This is a genomic window from Pseudomonas sp. OST1909 (assembly GCF_015277575.1).
GTDB lineage: Bacteria > Pseudomonadota > Gammaproteobacteria > Pseudomonadales > Pseudomonadaceae > Aquipseudomonas > Aquipseudomonas synxantha_A.
The window spans coordinates 4,881,116-4,901,169 of record NZ_CP063780.1 but is presented as its reverse complement, the minus strand read 5'-3'; the positions used below and the strand labels follow the sequence as shown (position 1 = coordinate 4,901,169).

19 protein-coding genes are annotated in these 20,054 nt (G+C 58.7%); 17 read left to right on the top strand and 2 right to left on the bottom strand.

Translation table 11 applies throughout. The annotated features are described in order from the left end of the window. Positions 1 to 63 precede the first annotated feature (63 nt). Positions 64 to 957, top strand: coding sequence for an AraC family transcriptional regulator (locus IH404_RS21245; protein ID WP_005790482.1), 894 nt, complete (start codon positions 64 to 66; stop codon positions 955 to 957). A 166-nt stretch (positions 958 to 1,123) separates the two neighbouring features. Beyond that, complete coding sequence (locus IH404_RS21240; RefSeq protein WP_005790481.1) at positions 1,124 to 3,511, top strand: hypothetical protein; 2,388 nt, start codon at positions 1,124 to 1,126, stop codon at positions 3,509 to 3,511. Between the two features lie 107 nt (positions 3,512 to 3,618). On the opposite strand, the gene IH404_RS21235 is transcribed toward IH404_RS21240, so the two are convergent. Beyond that, complete coding sequence (locus IH404_RS21235) at positions 3,619 to 5,283, bottom strand: electron transfer flavoprotein-ubiquinone oxidoreductase (protein ID WP_005790479.1); 1,665 nt, start codon at positions 5,281 to 5,283, stop codon at positions 3,619 to 3,621. A gap of 484 nt (positions 5,284 to 5,767) precedes the next feature. Here IH404_RS21235 and IH404_RS21230 point away from each other — a divergent pair, with 484 nt between their 5' ends. From IH404_RS21230 to IH404_RS21165, 14 genes are all read left to right on the top strand, one after another. Continuing rightward, positions 5,768 to 6,517, top strand: coding sequence for an electron transfer flavoprotein subunit beta/FixA family protein (locus IH404_RS21230; RefSeq protein WP_194438961.1), 750 nt, complete (start codon positions 5,768 to 5,770; stop codon positions 6,515 to 6,517). 2 nt (positions 6,518 to 6,519) lie between these two features. Further along, positions 6,520 to 7,449 carry an FAD-binding protein gene (locus tag IH404_RS21225; RefSeq protein WP_005790475.1) on the top strand — a complete coding sequence of 310 codons (930 nt, stop codon included), beginning with the start codon at positions 6,520 to 6,522 and terminating at the stop codon, positions 7,447 to 7,449. Between the two features lie 72 nt (positions 7,450 to 7,521). Next, a complete protein-coding gene (locus tag IH404_RS21220) occupies positions 7,522 to 8,337 on the top strand; it encodes a transporter substrate-binding domain-containing protein (RefSeq protein ID WP_194438959.1) in 816 nt (271 codons plus the stop codon). Positions 8,338 to 8,346: 9 nt separating this feature from the next. Beyond that, entirely contained in the window at positions 8,347 to 8,709 is a 363-nt protein-coding gene (locus tag IH404_RS21215) for a DUF4398 domain-containing protein (protein ID WP_005790472.1), read from the top strand. After that, complete coding sequence (locus tag IH404_RS21210; protein WP_005790469.1) at positions 8,706 to 9,518, top strand: OmpA family protein; 813 nt, start codon at positions 8,706 to 8,708, stop codon at positions 9,516 to 9,518. Before IH404_RS21215 ends, IH404_RS21210 begins: the two co-directional genes overlap by 4 nt. A gap of 250 nt (positions 9,519 to 9,768) precedes the next feature. Next, positions 9,769 to 11,208 carry a PLP-dependent aminotransferase family protein gene (locus IH404_RS21205; protein ID WP_005790467.1) on the top strand — a complete coding sequence of 480 codons (1,440 nt, stop codon included), beginning with the start codon at positions 9,769 to 9,771 and terminating at the stop codon, positions 11,206 to 11,208. A 93-nt stretch (positions 11,209 to 11,301) separates the two neighbouring features. Beyond that, entirely contained in the window at positions 11,302 to 11,793 is a 492-nt protein-coding gene (locus IH404_RS21200) for a translation initiation factor 2 (RefSeq protein WP_078822081.1), read from the top strand. Between the two features lie 162 nt (positions 11,794 to 11,955). Then, positions 11,956 to 12,210, top strand: a complete 255-nt coding sequence (locus tag IH404_RS21195) for a YkgJ family cysteine cluster protein (RefSeq protein ID WP_005790462.1) — start codon at positions 11,956 to 11,958, stop codon at positions 12,208 to 12,210. A 41-nt stretch (positions 12,211 to 12,251) separates the two neighbouring features. Beyond that, positions 12,252 to 12,857, top strand: coding sequence for an START domain-containing protein (locus IH404_RS21190; RefSeq protein ID WP_005790460.1), 606 nt, complete (start codon positions 12,252 to 12,254; stop codon positions 12,855 to 12,857). Between the two features lie 79 nt (positions 12,858 to 12,936). Then, entirely contained in the window at positions 12,937 to 13,197 is a 261-nt protein-coding gene (locus IH404_RS21185; protein WP_005790458.1) for a hypothetical protein, read from the top strand. 213 nt (positions 13,198 to 13,410) lie between these two features. Further along, positions 13,411 to 13,752: a ribonuclease E inhibitor RraB gene (locus IH404_RS21180; RefSeq protein ID WP_005790456.1), complete on the top strand. Its 342-nt coding sequence runs from the start codon at positions 13,411 to 13,413 to the stop codon at positions 13,750 to 13,752. Between the two features lie 436 nt (positions 13,753 to 14,188). Next, positions 14,189 to 15,598 carry a circularly permuted type 2 ATP-grasp protein gene (locus IH404_RS21175; RefSeq protein ID WP_005790454.1) on the top strand — a complete coding sequence of 470 codons (1,410 nt, stop codon included), beginning with the start codon at positions 14,189 to 14,191 and terminating at the stop codon, positions 15,596 to 15,598. A gap of 4 nt (positions 15,599 to 15,602) precedes the next feature. Beyond that, positions 15,603 to 16,550, top strand: coding sequence for an alpha-E domain-containing protein (locus IH404_RS21170; RefSeq protein WP_194438957.1), 948 nt, complete (start codon positions 15,603 to 15,605; stop codon positions 16,548 to 16,550). After that, positions 16,547 to 17,347, top strand: coding sequence for a transglutaminase family protein (locus IH404_RS21165; protein WP_005790450.1), 801 nt, complete (start codon positions 16,547 to 16,549; stop codon positions 17,345 to 17,347). Before IH404_RS21170 ends, IH404_RS21165 begins: the two co-directional genes overlap by 4 nt. Positions 17,348 to 17,381: 34 nt before the next feature. Here IH404_RS21165 and IH404_RS21160 read toward each other — a convergent pair whose 3' ends face one another. Next, complete coding sequence (locus IH404_RS21160) at positions 17,382 to 18,188, bottom strand: cytochrome c (protein WP_194438955.1); 807 nt, start codon at positions 18,186 to 18,188, stop codon at positions 17,382 to 17,384. Between the two features lie 650 nt (positions 18,189 to 18,838). Between IH404_RS21160 and IH404_RS21155 the strand changes: the two genes are divergently transcribed. Beyond that, positions 18,839 to 20,044, top strand: coding sequence for an acetyl-CoA C-acetyltransferase (locus IH404_RS21155; RefSeq protein WP_194438953.1), 1,206 nt, complete (start codon positions 18,839 to 18,841; stop codon positions 20,042 to 20,044). Positions 20,045 to 20,054: the final 10 nt, after the last annotated feature.

Here is a 20,054-nt window from a genome sequence, read left to right as displayed (position 1 = left end):
TGGATGTATTGGTCGCCAGACCTGCGATGATGCTCTCATCCCTAATTCGCGAAGTTTTTTACCATGTTGCTGACCCGCCATCTCGATGCCAACGCCACCCTGGTCGCCTTGATTGAGGGCCTTGCATCCCGCGACGGTTTTTCCCCGACTCACCTGCCCGGTGTAAAGGTATTGCGCGCCAGTTGCGATGTGGCGCGCGGGCCACAGATCTACGAGCCGAGCCTGATGTTCGTGGCCCAAGGCAGCAAAGTCGCGTACCTGGGCCCGCGTACCCTGGAGTATGGCGCCGGGCATTATCTGATCCAGGCGATGCCGGTGCCGTTCGAGTGCGAGACCTTTGCCATGGCGCCCGATGCGCCGCTGTATGGCGTGACGGTGGGCATCGACCGGGTGGTGTTGGGCGAGTTGGTGATTGCTATGGGTATGCAGGCCGGGCCGCCGCCTACGGCGCAGACGTTGGAGTCGATGAGTTCGGTGGTGCTCGATGACGTCATGCGTGGATGCGTCGAACGGCTGTTGCAGTGCCTGCACGATCCGCTGGAAAGCCGGATCATGGGCCCGGCGCGGGTGCGCGAATTGTTGTTCACCGCCTTGCGCGGGCCGCAGGCGGATGTGCTGCGTGCATTGGTGGAACAACAGGGGCAGTTTTCGCGCATCGCCACCTCATTGAATCACCTGCATGCCCATTACGCCGAACCGCTGAATATCGAGACGCTGGCCGGGTATGCGCACATGAGTGCGTCGACCTTCCATGAGCATTTCAAGCGTTGCACCTTGTTGTCGCCGGTGCAGTACCTCAAGCGCCTGCGACTATTGAAGGCCCAACAGTTGCTGCTGGTGGAGGGCATGAGCGTGGCGCAGGCGGCGCACAGCGTGGGGTATCAGAGTACGTCGCAGTTCAGTCGCGAATATAAGCGTTACTTTTTGCGTAACCCTGGTGAAGAGCGAGCCGCCTGAGTCTACCGGGTACGCCTGTCAGATAAGCCTTGCTTGCATGAAGATCGAATAGGGAGGCAATACCTGATAACTGTTTCAGCGCGGTGGCAACGGAACTGCTCTGGCTCGTTATGCACTCACGATTGCACCAGGCGAATTAGCGTCTGGGACCAAGGAGGTAGTGCGCGTGAAAGTTCAGCCCCTCACTCATACGATGCTTATCAGCACTCAGCAATCGGCTTCTGCGCTGCCTGCAAACACTGTAACCGCAGGTGAGGTTAACGGTTCGGCAGGCATGAAAGTGAGTGTTGCCAACAACACGACAGTCACCCCTGACCCGAATCACGAACTTGATTTTTCCAAGGGTGTAATTTACGGCTCGCTCGATGTAACACCGCCTACTGCGAGGTATACGTTTGGCGAGCGTGAACGGCGAATCAATGCCTATGCTGGTCGCGTTGTTGCGCAGATCCAGACTATGGAAACTGGCGACGAAGGCCAACGCAATATCAGATTCCAGCACTTGCGTCCGTTCTTGGAGCCTGCAGGTTATTTCAGCGGTGGATTGCTGGCGGCGGGGTACGACCCACATCAAAAAATCACGGTGACGTTCCAGTCTTACGTCAAGGAACTCAATGGTGTCTCGCATCTGACTAATCAGGATGAACGCACCTACTTGGCATGGCAAATTGCAGCCGGTGCGTTGAAGCACGATAAAGTGGCGCCGGGGGGCCAGTTGAACGCCCAAGACATGCATATCAATGCGCAGGCCAAGGATATGATCAACGAACTTGAGGCCCTGGGCAGCGTACTTCAACGTCCTTGGGGGCAAGAAGTAGCCAAGCCGATGCGCGACCCTGAGGGCAAGCTAGCAGAACGCTCGGGGAAAGCGGACGCCTATGTGGTCAAGGGAACATTGCAAGGTCTGCATGACGACAAGGCTACGTTCAGTCAGCTTACGCCGGCGGGCCAGAGAGCCATCATTCGTACACTTGAGGACAATGGAAACGTCGTTGTTCCAAATATATACGGTTACTCTCTGGCCGGTTATGCCTTTGTTCCTTATGTCCATTATCACGGTGATTATGACCATCGACCTGATAAAGGCTTAATGGTTGATTTGAGACGCGGCACTGTCAGTGAACTGCACGGGGATGATGACTTTGCCAAATGGGCTGAAAGAAATCGTGCTCATGTGCAGAACAGTTTCAACGCCCGTGACCGGCAAGGCGGCAAAGACGCGCACTGGCCAAGGGCAGACTATGTTCTGGGGGCGCTTATTCACGGTAATAGCGCCACCTTCCCAGGCAGAAAAAATCTGCTTGCGGATAGGGCCGTACCCGTTCGGGAGACATTCAATTACACCCAATCGAGAGACAGCGATTATTACCTGAAGTTTGGCGATCTGAAGAGCGGCATTGCCTCTCACTTTCAGGCTGTTAACGCAAAAGACGCAAGGTGGGCCGACCAGACTGAGGTCTTTGGTGCGTCGCAGCAGAACTGGAAAGCCGCGAAAGAATTTTGGGGCAATACCTTCGGTTACCTGCCCATCATCGGTAACACCGGCAACATTGTCTTCGGGGTTCATGACGCCATTGATGGCATGACGCAAAATGATCGAGTAGCCGGCGGTGCCGCAGCGGTGATCTCAGGTCTGCAACTGGCCCATGAAATTGTCATGGCGAAGGCAGATGTAGAGTTGGGAGAACCCTCGTTAACCAATAACGCTGGCGCCCAACACTACCGCTGGGAACTTGACTCACAGACAAACGACCTGCAATTGATGAGGGCACCCAATACTGGCGCGTCTTTTCCAGGTATGCGGGAAATCGAGTTAGGTGGCAAACCCTATTACGTCGCCAATGCCCCTGATGCCGGGGACGGCATGCATTACATTTTGCGTGTAGTCGATCCACATGACCCCGACCAGTTGGCCAGTAGCGCCATTGTTGCCAAGCCCGATGCTCAGGGTGTTTGGCGTCGAAGAGGAGTCATGGGCGGTGGGCTGGATGAACTTGAGGGACGATTGAAAGACCCCGTCGGGTTTGGCTCCCGTGCGATGGTGTATGCCGACCCGGACGATGCTGATTATGTGATCAAAGTAACGTTCCCTTTACCGGCTGCCAAGCGCATTGCCGATATGAAAAATGAGGTGGCGTTATTTAACCGATATTATGGAGAACAGCGTGCGACGTTCCTTGGCAGCAATGCTGCTGACACCGTTTCCTATATGCGTATGCCCAAAGTGCCGGGAGAATCGCTTGAGCAACTGATGGCCGGGGATAAAGCCTTGCCCGAGGGCTTATCAGCCAGCGTGTTGAATATGCTGGTCGAATTGGAAAACGCCGGCATTGCTCACAATGATTTGGCCGCAAGAAATATTCTTTACGACGCCAATACTCGCAAGTGTTATCCGGTGGATTTTGGTTCGGCGAAGACGTCAGGGGTTAACCTGGCACAGTCCGATGACCGCTACAGTATTTGGGAACTGAGGGAGCAGATTCAACCGGATAACCAGTCTCTTGAAGAAATGGTCGAATTGTTGGAGTCGTTGAAAACCAATGCCGTCAGTTGAGCCGATCAGCGATTTCAGCACCGCTGACAGCGCGTCCACCGGCTGAATCGAAGAAGCCATTGATTCAGCCGGTGCAGCCTGATCGTAGAACCACTGGTCAAGCGGCCTTACATATTCGGGTAAGTCGGCCCGCCCGCACCTTCCGGCGTTACCCAGGTAATGTTCTGCGAAGGGTCCTTGATGTCACAGGTCTTGCAGTGCACGCAGTTCTGGGCGTTGATCTGGAAGCGCTTCTCGCCGTCCTCCTTGGTCACCACCTCATACACGCCGGCCGGGCAGTAGCGCTGCGCCGGTTCATCGTAGAGCGGCAGGTTGGTGCCGATCGGGATGCTCGGGTCTTTGAGCTTCAGGTGGCACGGCTGTTCTTCTTCATGGTTGGTACCGGAGATGAACACCGAGCTCAGTTTGTCGAAGCTCAGCTTGCCGTCGGGTTTGGGGTAGGCGATCTTCTGGCTGTCTTTGGCCAGCTTCAGGCAGGCGTAGTCCGGCTTGGTGTCGTGCAGGGTGAAAGGGATCTTGCCGCCGAAAATGTTCTGGTCGAGCCAGTTGAAACCGCCGCCGATGATTGCGCCGAACTTGTGCACGGCCGGGCCGAAATTGCGGCTGGCGAACAGTTCTTCGTACAGCCAGCTGGCTTTGAAGCTGTCGACGTACGCGGTCAGTTCATCACCCCCTTCGGATTCGGCAAACAGGCGGTCGGCCACGGCGTCGGCGGCGAGCATGCCGGACTTCATGGCGGTGTGGCTGCCCTTGATCTTGGCAAAGTTCAGGGTGCCGAGGTCGCAACCGATCAGTGCGCCGCCCTTGAAGACCATCTTTGGCAACGAGTTCAACCCGCCTTTGCAGATCGCGCGGGCGCCGTAGCTGACCCGCTTGCCGCCTTCCAGGTATTGGGCCAGCACCGGGTGGTGCTTGAGGCGCTGGAACTCATCGAAGGGCGACAGGAAGGTATTGCTGTAGGACAGGTCGACGATCAGGCCGACCACGACTTGATTGTTTTCCAGGTGATAGAGGAACGAGCCACCGGTGTTCTCGTTACCCATGATATCCAGCGGCCAACCGGCGGTGTGCACTACCAGGCCTGGCTGGTGCTTGGCTGGATCGATTTCCCAGATTTCCTTGAGGCCGATGCCGTAGTGCTGGGCGTCGGCGTCGCTGTCCAGGTTGAAGCGCTGGATCAGCTGCTTGCCGATGTGCCCGCGGCAACCCTCGGCGAACAGAGTGTATTTGCCACGCAGCTCCATACCTGGGGTGTACAGGCCGTCTTTGGGCTTGCCTTCGCGGTCGACGCCGAGGTCGCCAGTGATGATCCCGCGCACCACGCCGTTTTCATCGAACAGAGCTTCCTGGGCGGCGAAGCCTGGGTAGATTTCCACGCCCAGGTTTTCGGCCTGCTGGGCAAGCCAGCGGCACAGGTTGCCCAGGGAAATGATGTAGTTGCCTTCGTTGTGCATGGTCTTGGGCACAAAGAAGTCGGGAACCTTGGTGGAAGTATCGCCGCTGCGCAGTACATAGATGTCATCGCGCACCACCGGGGTGTTGAGCGGGGCGCCGAGCTCTTTCCAGTCCGGGAACAGTTCGTTCAGGGCGCGGGGTTCAAACACGGCACCGGAGAGGATGTGGGCGCCGACTTCGGAGCCTTTCTCGACCACGCAGACGCTGATTTCCTTACCGGCTTCGGCGGCCTTCTGCTTCAGTCGGCAGGCGGCAGACAGGCCAGCCGGGCCGGCGCCGACGATGACCACGTCGAATTCCATGTATTCGCGTTCCACAGGCTATCTCCTACTCAAGGCTCAACAGGCTTTTTTTTCTAATGGGTGGAGGTTCGGTAGCGTCATGCACAACGGCAGGACCCACCTGTCTCTCTAGGTGGCGCATTATATATAGACCACTGGCAGCGTCCAATACAAACGTTTGTTTGAATTGCCCGCAGCCTAGGTAAATCAAAGCAACGGGGCTTATGACTGACCATTTTGCCGTATTGACCAGAATAGGCGTTCCGGTCAAGATACGGTCGGTTTCGCGCTTCCCGTAGGCAGACTGCAGGTTTCAAGAGCACGTCCAAAGGTAAGCTGGTGTGCAGTTTACACGCCGCGATAAAGAATGACCTCTCAGTCACCGCTGACGAACGGTCATCATTTTCCCGTGTGCAAGGCCACTGCCGAGGTCTTTGGAGGTGCCCTTGTGTGCCGATGAGCATCAACCGCCAGGTTCGCCTAGGCGACTTTCTTTTCACCGGAGAGTAACGAGGAATCCATGAAGGTTCTTGTAGCTGTCAAACGCGTTGTCGATTACAACGTGAAAGTTCGCGTCAAGGCGGACAATTCCGGCGTCGACCTTGCTAACGTCAAGATGTCGATGAACCCTTTCTGCGAAATCGCTGTGGAAGAAGCCGTACGCCTGAAAGAGAAAGGCGTTGCGACTGAAATCGTCGTGGTGTCCATCGGTCCGACCACTGCCCAAGAGCAGCTGCGTACCGCTCTGGCCCTGGGCGCCGACCGCGCCATTCTGGTGGAGTCCGCTGAAGAACTGACTTCCCTGGCGGTTGCCAAACTGCTCAAGGCCATTGTCGACAAGGAACAGCCTCAGTTGGTGATCCTGGGCAAACAAGCCATCGACAGCGACAACAACCAGACTGGCCAGATGCTGGCTGCACTGACCGGTTACGGCCAGGGTACCTTTGCTTCGAAAGTCGAAGTCAGTGGCGACAGCGTTGCGGTCACCCGTGAAATCGACGGCGGCGCCCAGACGGTTTCCCTGAAACTGCCGGCCATCGTCACCACCGACCTGCGTTTGAACGAGCCGCGCTATGCGTCCCTGCCAAACATCATGAAAGCCAAGAAGAAGCCGCTTGAATCGGTGACTCCGGATGCTTTGGGCGTTTCCACCGCCTCCACCAACAAGACCATCAAAGTTGAAGCGCCGGCTGCACGCAGCGCAGGCATCAAGGTCAAGTCGGTGGCTGAACTGGTCGAGAAACTGAAAAACGAAGCGAAGGTGATCTGATCATGGCTATCCTCGTAATCGCTGAACACGACAACAAGGTGCTGGCCCCGGCCACCCTGAACACCGTGGCTGCCGCCGCTAAAATCGGTGGTGACATCCACGTACTGGTTGCAGGCCAAGGCGCTGGCGCCGTGGTTGAAGCCGCTGCAAAAATTGCAGGCGTGAGCAAAGTCCTGAACGCTGACAATGCCGCCTACGCGCATCAGTTGCCAGAAAACGTTGCCCCGCTGGTTGCAGAGCTGGGCGCTGGCTACAGCCACATCCTGGCTGCCGCTACCTCCAACGGCAAAAACATCCTGCCACGCGTTGCCGCGCAGCTGGACGTTGACCAGATCTCCGAGATTATCTCGGTAGAAAGCGCTGACACCTTCAAGCGCCCGATCTACGCCGGTAACGCCATCGCTACCGTGCAGTCCAACGCCTCGGTCAAGGTCATCACCGTACGCGCCACCGGTTTCGACCCGGTTGCCGCCGAAGGGGGTTCGGCCGCCGTTGAAGCCGTCTCCGCTGCCCACGACGCGGGTACTTCCAGCTTTGTTGGCGAAGAGCTGGCCAAGTCGGACCGTCCTGAACTGACCGCCGCCAAGATCGTCGTTTCCGGCGGGCGTGGCATGCAGAACGGTGACAACTTCAAACACCTGTACGCCCTGGCCGACAAGCTGGGCGCTGCGGTCGGCGCTTCCCGCGCAGCCGTGGACGCAGGTTTTGTACCCAACGACATGCAGGTCGGCCAGACCGGCAAGATCGTTGCGCCACAGCTGTACATTGCCGTCGGTATTTCCGGCGCGATCCAGCACTTGGCCGGTATGAAAGACTCCAAGGTGATCGTTGCGATCAACAAGGACGAAGAAGCACCGATCTTCCAGGTGGCCGATTATGGCCTGGTGGCAGACTTGTTCGAAGCCGTACCTGAGCTTTCGAAGCTGGTCTAATCCAGCTGCTTCACTTATAAAGAGCCCGGTCTTATGACCGGGTTTTTTTTTACTTATCAGGAGAACCTTGCCATGGAGTTGCGCCCCTGGACTTTACTGCTGGGCCTCACGCTGCTGCCGAGCCTGTCATTCGCCGCCGGCAAATGCGAACGCCTGGTGATCACCGGCAGCCCGGACGCACCGCCCTTGCTGTGGCGCGACCCCCAGGACCCCACGCACCTGATCGGCGCTACCGCCGACGTGTTGCAACAAGTGGGCAAGGACCTTGGGTTGAAAATCGACCTGCTCTACGGCGGCAAGCGCTCCCTGGCCTTGGATGAGGCGCGCAGCGGGCGCATGGATATTCTCGCTGATGCTCCACTGAATCTCGGTGAGCTGGACAACTTCGACTACATCCATCCGGCGTTGATGCAGACCGACTACCTGGTCTGGACGCGCAAGGATTCGCCGCTGGCCTACACCACGGCGGCTGACCTGCACGGCTACAAGGGCGCGGTATCGGAGCGCGCCCGTCTGAGCACTGAATTCGAAACCTTCGCCGGCCAACAGCTCAGCCTGCAACGCCTGCCGAATCTCACGCCGGCGTTCCAGAAACTGTTGCTGGGGGAGGTGGACTACGTGCTGGCGGGACGCTATTCCGGCATGGCCATGGCCCAGACCTTGGGCATGAGTAACGACTTGGTCGCCCATGAGGTGCCTGTCGATCAGCCCGGGCTGTACCTGGCGATTTCCCATAACTCGGCGTGCAATGATCCTTGGCTGCGCGGACAGCTGACCAAAAAGATGACAGAATTGCCCGCGTCCGGTGTCGCGCAAGCCGCGCTGCAGCGCAATCTGGAGCGCTGGAAAGCGCAATTGCAACAACCCGTCGGCACCCCAACAAAGTAGGGATTTACAGTGATTTTTCGACCTCTTTTCGCGGCCCTCGCCGTTGTCGCTCTGGCGGGATGTGCAACCGATCCTGCGCCGAATGAACAAATGCGCCTGACCCAGCAAGCCCTGGAGCAAGCCAACGCGGTCGGGGTCAACGCCGATGAATCGCCCGAACTGAAACTGGCCGAAGAAAAGTTCGCCAGGGCCAAGTCCAACATGGCCGACCAATCGTACAAGCGCGCGCGTATGCGGGCCGAGCAGGCCGAGCTGGATGCGCGCCTGGCCGAGGCAAAAGTGCTGACCGCCAAGAGCCAGGAACAATTGAACGTGCTTAATACCCGTATCACTCGCCTGCGCAAGCAACTGCAATTGGGAGACGCGCAATGAGCCCGATGATCCGTGGTTTGAGCTGTGCGTTGCTCTTGGGTAGCGCGGCACTGGGCGGATGCGCCAGCCAGCCCAGCAGCGAGCAGGCATTGCAACAGGCGGGCGACGACTTCCAGAAGGTCAAGGAAGACTCCAATGTGCTGCGCTTTGCGCCCAAGGATGTGATCCGCGCCGGCGAGTCCCTGGCCCGTGCCGATCGCCTGTCCAGCTACTGGGGCAGCGGCTCCGACGTGGTGCATTACGCCTACCTGAGCCAGCGCTACAGTGCCATCGCCCGCGAACACACCGAGCAGGGCCTCAATGCCGAGCGCGGTACCCAGCTCGAGCTGGAGCGTCAGCGCCTGCAACTGGCCCTGCGCGAAAACAAGCTGGCCAGTGTGCAGCAGCAGGGCAAGTGGGTTGAAGCGCAGATCGCCAGCCTCACCACCCAGACCGACCGAGGCTTGGTGATGACCCTGGGGGATGTGTTGTTCGATACCGGCGAAGCCGAACTGCAAAACTCGGCCAGCCGCACCGTGCTCAAGATCGTGCAGTTTCTGCAACTGAACCCCAAGCGTCGGGTGCGTATCGAGGGCTATACCGACAACACCGGGGGCGAGCAGGAGAACCTCAAACTTTCTCGTGACCGCGCCCAATCGGTGGCAGACCTGTTGATGGACCTGGGTGTCGACGACAAGCGTATCGAGGTTCAGGGTTATGGCGATCAATACCCGGTAGAAGCCAACGCCTCCGAACGAGGCCGCGCACAGAATCGCCGGGTGGAAATCGTATTCTCCGACGAGAAAGGCCAACTGGGCGCCGCTCGCTAAAGTCTGACGCAATTGCATGTGGGAGGGGGCTTGCTCCCGATAGCGGTAGTTCAGTTGCAACATCTTCGACTGATACACCGTCATCGGGAGCAAGCCCCCTCCCACATTTTGTCACGCGTACTCCCTTCACAGTTTTTGCTGTCACTACGGTTCGCGCTCGATTATTGTGTTAACTGTCCCCGTACACTTCTAAACTGTGCTGGTATGTTTCACACAAAAATAAAATAGCCGTGAAATCGAGTGCTGCGTCATGACCAATCTGTTGCTTTACCAACGTATTGCCCAGCAACTGGCTGAAGACATCCGGCGCGGTGTCTACCAACCGGGAGAGCGCGTGCCCTCTGTGCGCAAGATGAGCTCCCAGCTCAATGTGAGCCATGCCACGGTGTTGCAGGCCTACGCCAACCTGGAAGACCAGGGGTTGATTCGGGCGCGGCCGCAATCGGGTTATTACGTGCACCAGACCCCGGCACTCACGGCGCCGACGCCAGACATCGCCCGGGTCGAGCGCCCGGGGCTGGTCACCCGCAGCAGTATCATCCAGCAGGTGTTGGTCGAGTCACGTCGTGAAGGCGTATTCCCCCTGGGCGCTGCGGTGCCGAGTGTGGACTACCTGCCGGTACGGGCGCTGCACCAGCAGTTGGCCAAGGTCACGCGGTTCCAGAGCCCACGGGCCTTCAGCTACATGTTCAGCCCCGGCTTCGAACCGTTGCGTCGCCAGGTGGCGATCCGAATGCGCGATGCCGGCGTAGTCGTGGATCCGTCCGAAGTGGTGATCACCCACGGCTGTGTCGATGCGTTGCAGATGTCCTTGCGCGTGCTGACCCGGCCCGGCGACTTGATCGCCGCCGAATCACCGACTTACTACGGCTTGCTGCAACTGGCCGATTTGCTCGGCCTCAAAGTCATTGAGATCCCCAGCGACCCCGCCACGGGCATGAGCCTGGAAGCCCTGCAATTGGCGGCCAACCAATGGTCGATCAAAGCGTTGGTGCTGACCACGCGCCTGAGCAACCCCTTGGGCGGCACCATGCCAGAGGAGCGACAGAAGCAATTGCTGCGCCTGGCGTCGGATTTCGATATCCAGATCGTCGAGGACGATATCTATGGCGAGCTGATGTTCGAACTGGGCCGCACCAAGGCCCTGAAAGCCTATGACCGTCTTGACCGGGTCATCTATTGTTCGAGTTTTTCCAAGACCTTGTCTCCGGGCGTGCGCATCGGCTGGATGATCGCCGGCAAGTACCAGCAGGAGATTCAGCGCCTGCAAATGTTCAGCACTCACTCTGCCTGCAGCGTCACGCAGATGGGCGTGGCGGCGTACCTGGAAAACGGCGGCTACGACCGTCACCTGCGTTACATTCGCCAGGAATACCGCAAGAACCTCAGCGCCTTCCAGCTGGCGGTACAGCAATATTTCCCCGAAGGCACCCAGATGACCCGTCCGACCGGCGGCTTTATCCTGTGGGTCAGTTTGCCGGGGCGGGTCAATACCCAGGAGCTGCACGTGCGTGCCTTGCAACAGGGCATCAGCATTGCACCAGGGCTGATCTTCAGTAATACCGAACAGTTCAACCACTGTATCCGTCTCAATTGCGGCACCCCGTGGAACCGCGAGGCAGAGCGGGCGTTGATGACCCTGGGCATGCTTGCCAGCCAGCTGTGCCAGGAAACTGCAGCAGGCTTTTGAGGGGGGCAGAGGGGACAACATTGATCTGCGCCCTTGTCATGCCACGCACAACAAGCGAGCATATGGCCTTCTGCCGTTAATGCTGTTGGCGATATGACGTCTATTTTCCGTGTAACTTTGGTGATTGGCCTGTTAAGCCTGTGCAACGTCTGCACGGTGCTGGCTGCAACGCCGGTGGCTGACGTTAAACCCGCCGCGAGTGCCGAGCAAAAAACGTCGGCCAAGCAGCCAACGCCCGCAAAAAAAGCCCCAGCCACCGTGAAAAAAGCGGTGAAGACCAAAAAGCGCGCACCTGTGGCGAGCAAGTCCAAGTCGGCCCATGAAGTGGCCCAGACCAAACTGCCACCGGCACAGTTGGACCTGTCCCTGCCTTCGGACATGGTCAGGCACTTGCAACCGATCGGCACCATGCCCAAACCCAAGAGCGTGCCCTTGCTGCCGCCGATGTTTGGCGAAAAGCCCACCGATAACAGCGCGTTCCAGATCAACGGCCGCTTGCTCAGCAATGAGATGAAGCTGCAACTGCGTAACGATGAGCGTCGCGATGTAGAAGGCGCCGCGCTGGATTTCGAATTCAAGCAATAAACTGTTCAGTCACAGGTGACCCGGGTTGCCGACCATCTGTCGCAGACTGGTCGGTCATCTTTGTTTTGTGCGAAAAACCCCTGTTGGACCATTTTAAAACGGCTGTTTAAGGGCGTACTCTAGCCCGGCCATCCCTATTGAGTCGTCGAGGACCTGCTGGTCATGAAATGCCGTGAAGGCTGTGGCGCATGCTGCATCGCCCCCTCCATCAGTTCACCGCTGCCGGGAATGCCCCAGGGCAAACCCGCAGGCGTGCGTTGCCTGCACCTGTCGGTGGAACAACTGTGCCAGCTATTCGGTCAACCGGAACGTCCGGCGGTGTGCAGTGATTTCAAGGCGGATATCGAGGTCTGCGGTAACGACCAGGCCGATGCGATTCGCTTGATCGGCTGGTGGGAGCAAATGACGGCGGCTTGATGGGCTTTACTATCGGAACTTCAACAACAAGGAATACAACGATGGGTTCGCTGAAACGAATGGCTGTGGTGTGCGGTTTTACGATGATGTTCGCGGCCACTGCCCAGGCTGAGGATTGGCAAGTTGCCAAGGACGAAGACGGCATCAAGATTTCGCTGAGCGAAATGGCCGGCTCCAAGTACAAAGCCTATCGCGGTGTGACGGTAATCAAGGCGCCTGTCGCCAAAATCCAGGCTTTGCAGGAAGACGTCGCGGGGGCCTGCGCGTGGATCCATGAATGCAAATCCCAGAAACTCGTCGACAAGAAAGGCGACGAGGCATGGACCTACACCCAGTTCAAGGCGCCGTTCCCTGTGACGGATCGCGATTCGTATATCCACGTCACCACCACCAAAGCCGCTGACGGCAGCGTTACGCGCAAGTTGGAAGGCGTGCCGACTTACAAGCCTGAAGAAAAAGGCTACGTGCGAGTGGCCCAGGTCGATGGCTTCTGGAAACTGGTGCCCAAAGGTGCCAACGAAACCGAAGTGACCTACCAGGTACACACCGAGCCAGGCGGCAGCGTGCCGTCGTGGTTGGCCAACAAGTTCGTGGTGGACGCGCCGTTCAACACCTTGAAAGCCTTGAAGGAACACGCTGAAAAATAAGCGCTGTTGATCAGGTGCCTCCGGGCTTGAGTGGAACGTTTGGCGAGCCCTCAAGGTCCAGATAAATGTAAGCCCACCAATGGGTTTTATCGAGGAGGCACCGATGCCGAAGTGGAATGTTTCTTTCATCAATGACCGCGGCGAGCCGGTAGTCGAGCAATTCGAGTGCGAGCATGAGCCGACGCTGGAAGAAGCCGCACAGATGGTGCGGGTGCGTGTGTCGCCGGTGTTGGAAAAGCTGGACCTTAACGATCTTGCCGATCGTGTTCCCGATCCCACGGTCAAGAGCCTGCATGATCAAAACGGTATCAAAAATCTCAAGGTCGAACCCGCGGCCTGAATATTTCCGTTATACCCATCCAAGCACCTCTGGTGGAGGTGATAGCTTCGCGCTACTCTGCAATCGAGATCAGCGAACGAATCGCTAAGGTCTGGTCTTGTCAGCTACATGCTTGTTTTCCAGCGGTGTTGTTCCTGCCGTAGTACTCGCGCCAGCAGGGCGCGAGCTTCGGGAAGCACGGAAAGTCTATCCATCATTTGAGGAGCACTTTTCATGAGCACAGCCTATCAAGAAGACATCAGCACCAACGTTCTGCGCCGCATGAAAGAAGGCGGTTTTGATTTTTCGCGTTTTCACCCGATCGAGTTCTACGCCATTTTCCCGGATGAGGAACGGGCGCGCAGGGCTGCGGGTCGATTTCGTGGAGAGTCCCTGAATGCCCAGGTCAGTGCGCGCGACGATGGCGCCTGGTACCTGGAGTTGAGCAAGGTCATGTTCGCCACCTACGATGGTATAGGCGACTTTGAGCAAGACTTTGAAGCGGTGGTCGAACCGCTCGGCGGCATCATCGAAGGATGGGGCGTCAAGCAGGAGGTGCGTGGGTTACCCATGTAGCACGTGTTATGAGCAGCGCAGCGTATCGGCTGACCTTTGGGTCGGCCGTTTTTGTTTGCAGGGCTGCACATCGCAGTCTTGCGCGCAAAAAAAACCACCCGGATAGGGTGGCGGAAAGGGAACCTTGAGGAGTAAATCAGTACAACAGGTAACACATTACCGATTGCGCAAAAGCGTTGGCTGTAGGACATCTCCTGATCAGCTGATGGAAGCGATTATGTGCGGTGTCCGCCGAGCCGTGAAATCAACTCTGACTATGCTGTTGATAGTCAAAGCGCGCGTTGCAATGAAGCACTCCACATCACAGCGGGCGTTCTGCGCACCAGGACGGTGCGGCGAAACCGCTTGGTTTATTCAACTCATTGATAACCAGGTGTTTATGTCGATGGCACGGGCCTTGCGAAGGTCCTTGCGTCCCAGTGACAAGGAGTACGGCATGATCCGCACTTATTACGATGAAATGTACGATGGGGCAGGGCAGGTGCGCGCCCATTACCGCGAGTTCGCCCGCTGGCTGGCCGATACCCCTGCCGAACTGCTGGCCCAACGTCGGCGCGAAGCCGATTTGCTGTTCCACCGCGCCGGCATCACCTTCACCCTCTACGGAGACGAGCAGGGCACCGAGCGCCTGATCCCCTTCGACACCATCCCGCGCAGTATTCCCGCCAGTGAATGGCGGATCGTCGAACGTGGATGTATCCAGCGGGTCAAGGCGTTGAACATGTTCCTCGCCGACCTGTATCACGAACAGCGCATCATCAAGGCCGGTATCGTGCCTGCCGAACAGGTGCTGGCCAACGAGCAATACCAGTTGGCGATGCAGGGGTTGGATCTGCACCGTGATCTGTATTCCCACATTTCTGGGGTAGATCTCGTACGTGATGGCGATGGCACCTACTACGTGCTGGAAGACAACCTGCGCACGCCCAGCGGTGTCAGCTACATGCTTGAAGACCGCAAGATGATGATGCGTCTGTTCCCCGAGTTGTTCGCCGCCCAGCGCATCGCGCCCATCGACCATTACCCCAACCTGCTGCTCGATACCCTCAAAAGCGCCAGCCCTCTGGATAACCCCAGCGTGGTGGTACTGACCCCGGGGCGCTTCAACAGTGCGTTCTTTGAGCATGCCTTCCTGGCCCGGGAAATGGGGGTGGAACTGGTGGAGGGCGCGGATTTGTTTGTGCGTGATGATCGCGTGTTCATGCGCACCACCGACGGCCCCAAGGCTGTCGATGTGATCTACCGCCGCCTCGATGATGCCTTCCTCGACCCGTTGGCATTCAACCCCGACTCGATGCTCGGAGTCCCTGGCCTGCTTGCGGCCTATCGCTGTGGCAATGTGGTGCTGGCCAATGCCATCGGCACCGGGGTCGCGGACGATAAATCGGTGTATCCGTTCGTGACAGAAATGATCCGTTTCTATCTGGACGAAGAACCGATCCTGCAGAACGTTCCGACTTTTCAATGCCGCAAGCCTGACGAACTGTCCCACGTACTGGCTAATCTGCCCGACCTGGTGGTCAAGGAAACCCAGGGCTCCGGTGGCTACGGCATGTTGGTTGGCCCGGCGTCCACGACGGCCGAAATCGAAGCGTTCCGTGCGCGTATCAAGGCCAAGCCCCACGCCTATATCGCACAGCCGACCCTATGCTTATCCACCTGTCCGACCTTCGTCGAAAACGGTATCGCGCCCCGGCATATCGACCTGCGCCCGTTCGTATTGTCTGGCAAGGAAACCCGGGTGGTGCCTGGCGGCCTGACCCGCGTGGCGCTGCGCGAAGGTTCGCTGGTGGTCAACTCGTCCCAGGGCGGCGGCACCAAAGATACCTGGGTGGTCGAGGACTGATGCCATGCTGAGTAGAACTGCCTCGGATTTGTACTGGATGTCTCGCTATCTGGAACGCGCAGAAAACCTCGCGCGTATGCTGGATGTCAGCTATTCGCTGTCGCTGATGCCCCAGGATGGGCGCGGCGATGGCCTGCACGAACTGGCCATGCCGTTGTTGATCACCGGCACGCTGGAGGATTATCACGAGCGTCATGGCGAACTTCATGCCGAACGCCTGCTGCATTTTTTCGCGCTGGATGCGGCCAACCCGGCCAGCATCTACAGCTGCCTTGGCGCCGCGCGGGCCAGCGCCCATGCGGTGCGTGGGCGTATTACCGCCGACATGTGGGAAAACATCAACGCCACTTGGCTGGACATTCGTGACATCGCCCAGCAAGGGCTGAGCCACTACGGTATGAGCCGGTTTTGTGATTGGGTCAAGGAGCGTTCCCACCTGTTCCGCGGCGCCACCTACGGCACCATCATGCGTAACGATGCCTTCCGCTTTATCCGCCTGGGTACCTTTATCGAGCGCGCCGATAACACCCTGCGCCTGCTGGATGCCCGCTATGAAATGGCCGGCGACCAGGCGGCGGTCAGCGATGGCACCGCTCACGCGTATTACCAGTGGAGCGCATTGCTGCGTGCGCTGTCGTCATTTGAGGCGTACACCGAAATTTATCGTGATGCCCCAGGTGCCCGGCAGGTTGCCGAGCTGCTGCTATTACGTGCTGATGTCCCGCGTTCACTGCGGGCGTGCAGTGAAGAGATCGACCAGATCCTCGCCAGCCTGCCCGGTCTCAACGGCCGCCCGGCCCAGCGCCTGGCCGCCGAGATGGATGCGCGCCTGCGCTTCACCGCCATCGACGAAATCCTTGAGGAAGGCCTGCACGCCTGGCTGACCGACTTTATCCCCTTGGTCCGCCAGTTGGGCGACGCCATCTACAGTTCCTACCTGGAGGCGGCATGAGACTCTCCATCAGCCACGAAACCACCTACCACTACGAAGACCAGGTACGTGCCAGCATTCAATACCTGCGCCTTACACCCCACGACAGTGAGCGCCAGCACGTGCTCAGCTGGCAACTCGACCTGCCGCGCCCGGTGCGCGCCCAAGTGGACCCCTTCGGCAACATCCTGCATGTGCTGACCCTGGATGAACCCCACGATGCCATCATCATCGGCGCCCGCGGCCAGGTAGAAATTGATGAGTTGCGCGAGGCCGAGCACGAAAGCCAGTCGCCCTTTCCGTTTTTGCGCAGCACGCGCCTGACCGAGCCCGACGAAGCCTTGCGCCGGTTTGCCGAACAACACTGCCATCAGCGTCGCGACCGTACGGCGTTGATCGACCTGATGCAGGCCCTCAACCAGGCGATGATCTACACGCCAGGTGCGACTGCCGTCGATACCTGCGCCGCCCAAGCCTTCGCGGGCGCGGCGGGCGTGTGCCAGGACCACACCCATGCATTCCTGGCCTGCGCGCGCAGCCTGGGGATTGCTGCGCGGTATGTGTCGGGGTATTTGTACACCGAAGACAGCGCGCACCTGGCCAGCCATGCCTGGGCCGAAGCCTGGCTGGATGGCGCCTGGTACAGCTTTGACGTGACCAACCAACTGGCCCGTCCGGAGCGGCACTTGAAGCTCGCCGTGGGCCTGGACTACCTCGACGCCTGCCCGGTACGCGGTATGCGCCGCGGCGGTGGGCATGAGCAGATGCATGCCAAGGTATTTGTAGCCCCGACCTTGGTTTCCGTGCAGCAGCAATAAACTTCCTGAGCACAGCAGGCCAGATGTGGGAGGCTTAAGGTTGCTGTTTACGCCCCGCCATATGCTGCAAATACCCCACCAGCAAATCCAGCTCGTGGTCTTGCAACACGCTGGCCGCAAACGCCGGCATCTTGGCCTGTGACCAGTGCCTCAGGCTTTGTGGGTCGCGGATGTAGCGCTTGAGGAAATCGCCGCCGAAATACTCGGTCGGGTTATAGGGAATATTCAGGTCCGGCCCCATTTGCGCATCGCCGGCACCATTGAGGCGATGGCAAGCCAGGCAGTTCTTCTGGAATAACGCAAAGCCTTGGTTCACCGGGTCATCCGCTGCCAGCTTCGGGTCGGGCAGCAAGGCTGGAAAGCGCTCGGCGACCGTCTGCAATTGCTTGATCGTGGAAATCTGGAAGGGCCATTGTTCCGGGCTGATATGCCCGGCTTGGGGGTTGGTCCACACCAGGTAAAACGGCCCGGCGCTGGGTTTGCCTTGCGCCAGCGCCGGCCACGGATGGGCCGGGTCTTCCACGGCCAGCCAGGCGCGTGCACCGGTTTTTTCCAACAAGGGCGCGGCGGTGAGTTCGGCGGCAAAGCCATCAAGGGCAACGGCTTGCAGGTGGTTCGCAGGCTTCAGGCCCGGCAGGAGTACCGCCAGGGGCACCGCGCGATAGGTCATGTTGCGCTTGTAAGACACGTCGTCGACGATTTGTACGTCCTGCGCCTCGGGGTGCTTGAGCAACTGCGCGGTCTGCCAGGTCTTGCTGGCGTGGTCCAGCTCAATGGTCAATTGCGCAGCCGCAGCGGGTAGGCTCAGCAAAGCAGTAAAAAAAGCGAGGATCAGTTTCACGGCACAGGCCCGACGATAAATGGCGATAGCGCACAAGATACCCGAAACGCACAGGTAAAAAGACAGCGCCCGCAACGGGACCGCTAAGCGCAATATCCCGGCAGGTGCTGCCAAACGCTGCTGGCCCGATGCTGTGTGAGCACAAAGACGGGGTGCTGGATCGTCACCCGATAACCTTGGTTAAATTGGGCAAGATCAGAATCAGTGTGGTGGCGAACAGAATAAGTCCCGCCTGACGTACTTTCGAATGTTTGAACATGGCTGACTGCCTATTTGTTGTTATTCCTGAGCGTCAAATGCGTGCCGGTTTATTTCAGTATCGCGAGATGACATTGCACTTTTCTTACAACTGCTCCAGCAAAACCCGGCAGCAGTGTCCTACAGGTTCAACCTTAGAGCGCCCGATCTTCTTCGCTTAGATCCATTTCATATCAGCTAATCAGCATTTGCGCTAAAAACGGCATGAGGCTTATTGCCATCTTGGCGCGAGCCCTAGGGCTAGACAGCTAAAACGATTAATCAGGTAATTCCCGTAGCTACCTACCGTTCGTCCGAGCGAGGGGGTCAAAAGCAATGAGCGCATCCGTCATTGAAACCGTGTCAATCGGGCCTAAGGTAGGGGCATACACCCACAGCGGTTCGAGGATGTCATGACCCAAGCTTTGATCTTTGATGCGATACGCACGCCCCGGGGCAAAGGCAAGGCCGATGGTGCCTTGCACAGCGTCAAACCGGTAAACCTGGTGGCCGGCTTGCTCACGGCGCTGGCACAACGCAGCGACCTCGACACCCGCCAAGTGGATGACATTGTCCTGGGCTGCGTCACGCCGGTGGGCGACCAGGGCGCCGATATCGCCAAGACCGCCGCCCTGGTAGCGGACTGGGACATCAGCGTCGCCGGCGTCCAGGTCAATCGCTTCTGCGCCTCGGGGCTGGAAGCGGTCAACCTGGGGGCAATGAAAGTGCGTTCCGGCTTCGAAGATCTGGTCGTGGTGGGTGGCGTCGAATCCATGTCCCGCGTGCCCATGGGCAGCGATGGCGGCGCCTGGGTGCTCGACCCGCAAACCAACATGCACAGCCACTTCACCCCTCAAGGTATTGGCGCTGACCTGATTGCCACGCTGGAAGGGTTCACTCGCCAGGATGTGGACAGCTTTGCCCTGCAGTCACAACAGAAAGCCGCAAGGGCCCGAGCGGACGGTTCCTTCAGCAAGTCGTTGATCGCGGTGCAGGATCAGAACGGTATCGTGCTGCTGGATCATGACGAATTTATCCGTGGCGACTCCACCCTTGAAGGCTTGGGCAAGCTCAAGCCCAGCTTCGAAATGATGGGCCAGATGGGCTTTGATGCTACCGCGCTGCGGGTCTACAGCCATGTGGAACGCATTGACCATGTGCACACGCCGGGCAACAGCTCCGGCATCGTTGATGGCGCGGCATTGATGTTGATCGGCTCCGAGGCCAAGGGGCGCGAGTTGGGCCTGCAACCGCGGGCGCGCATTGTGGCCACGGCAGTCACCAGCACCGACCCGACCATCATGCTCACCGGCCCCGCACCGGCGACCCGCAAGGCACTGGCCAAGGCCGGCCTGCGGGTAGAAGACATCGACCTGTTCGAAGTCAACGAAGCGTTTGCCTCGGTGGTGCTCAAGTTCATCAAAGACATGGGCATCGACGCCGCACGGGTCAACGTCAACGGCGGCTCCATCGCCATGGGTCACCCATTGGGCGCCACCGGTTGCGCAATTCTCGGCACCCTGCTCGACGAGCTGGAGGTGCGCCAGCAACGCTACGGCCTGGCCACCCTGTGTGTCGGCGGTGGCATGGGAATCGCCACCATCATCGAACGCCTCTGAGCCCAAGGAA

Bases quoted from the DNA above. Each gene is read 5' to 3' on its own strand.
- IH404_RS21245 (WP_005790482.1), top strand. From the start codon at position 64: ATGTTGCTGACCCGCCATCTCGATGCCAACGCCACCCTGGTCGCCTTG.
- IH404_RS21230 (WP_194438961.1), top strand. From the start codon at position 5,768: ATGAAGGTTCTTGTAGCTGTCAAACGCGTTGTCGATTACAACGTGAAA.
- IH404_RS21225 (WP_005790475.1), top strand. From the start codon at position 6,520: ATGGCTATCCTCGTAATCGCTGAACACGACAACAAGGTGCTGGCCCCG.
- IH404_RS21220 (WP_194438959.1), top strand. From the start codon at position 7,522: ATGGAGTTGCGCCCCTGGACTTTACTGCTGGGCCTCACGCTGCTGCCG.
- IH404_RS21210 (WP_005790469.1), top strand. From the start codon at position 8,706: ATGAGCCCGATGATCCGTGGTTTGAGCTGTGCGTTGCTCTTGGGTAGC.
- IH404_RS21205 (WP_005790467.1), top strand. From the start codon at position 9,769: ATGACCAATCTGTTGCTTTACCAACGTATTGCCCAGCAACTGGCTGAA.
- IH404_RS21200 (WP_078822081.1), top strand. From the start codon at position 11,302: ATGACGTCTATTTTCCGTGTAACTTTGGTGATTGGCCTGTTAAGCCTG.
- IH404_RS21195 (WP_005790462.1), top strand. From the start codon at position 11,956: ATGAAATGCCGTGAAGGCTGTGGCGCATGCTGCATCGCCCCCTCCATC.
- IH404_RS21190 (WP_005790460.1), top strand. From the start codon at position 12,252: ATGGGTTCGCTGAAACGAATGGCTGTGGTGTGCGGTTTTACGATGATG.
- IH404_RS21185 (WP_005790458.1), top strand. From the start codon at position 12,937: ATGGGTTTTATCGAGGAGGCACCGATGCCGAAGTGGAATGTTTCTTTC.
- IH404_RS21180 (WP_005790456.1), top strand. From the start codon at position 13,411: ATGAGCACAGCCTATCAAGAAGACATCAGCACCAACGTTCTGCGCCGC.
- IH404_RS21175 (WP_005790454.1), top strand. From the start codon at position 14,189: ATGATCCGCACTTATTACGATGAAATGTACGATGGGGCAGGGCAGGTG.
- IH404_RS21170 (WP_194438957.1), top strand. From the start codon at position 15,603: ATGCTGAGTAGAACTGCCTCGGATTTGTACTGGATGTCTCGCTATCTG.
- IH404_RS21165 (WP_005790450.1), top strand. From the start codon at position 16,547: ATGAGACTCTCCATCAGCCACGAAACCACCTACCACTACGAAGACCAG.
- IH404_RS21155 (WP_194438953.1), top strand. From the start codon at position 18,839: ATGACCCAAGCTTTGATCTTTGATGCGATACGCACGCCCCGGGGCAAA.